This is a genomic window from Bacillus sp. SIMBA_074 (assembly GCF_046534555.1).
Taxonomy (GTDB): Bacteria; Bacillota; Bacilli; order Bacillales; family Bacillaceae_G; genus Bacillus_A; species Bacillus_A mycoides.
Genome location: NZ_JAWRYM010000319.1, coordinates 1 through 300 on the forward strand (window position 1 = coordinate 1; position 300 = coordinate 300).

1 protein-coding gene is annotated in these 300 nt (G+C 62.0%); it reads right to left on the reverse strand.

Annotation, left to right across the window (positions count from 1 at the left end; genetic code table 11):
- A partial coding sequence (locus SB773_RS31000; RefSeq protein WP_410594087.1) for a hypothetical protein occupies positions 1–198 on the reverse strand: 198 nt, incomplete at its 3' end.
- Positions 199–300: the final 102 nt, after the last annotated feature.

Genomic DNA, 300 nt, shown 5'->3' on the forward strand with positions numbered 1-300 from the left:
GCCGAAGCTGCTGCCGTAGTAGGGATAGCCGTAGTTGTTGTAGTAGCCCGCCGGATAGCGGTACTGGACGCTCGGTGCTCCCCGGTAGTAGCCGGCATTGCCGCCGGAGTAACTGTAGGTGGCGCATCCGGCCAGTCCCGCCAGCGCGACCGCGGCGATCCCGGCGAGGCCCGCCCATTTCTTGGAGTTCGACTTCATCGATCTCCCCCTTCTATCGTTTCGTGCAGACTGCACAGGACTCGTCCGAACCGGAGACCGAAACACAGCGACCGGCTATGGAGCAACATCATCGATGATGTC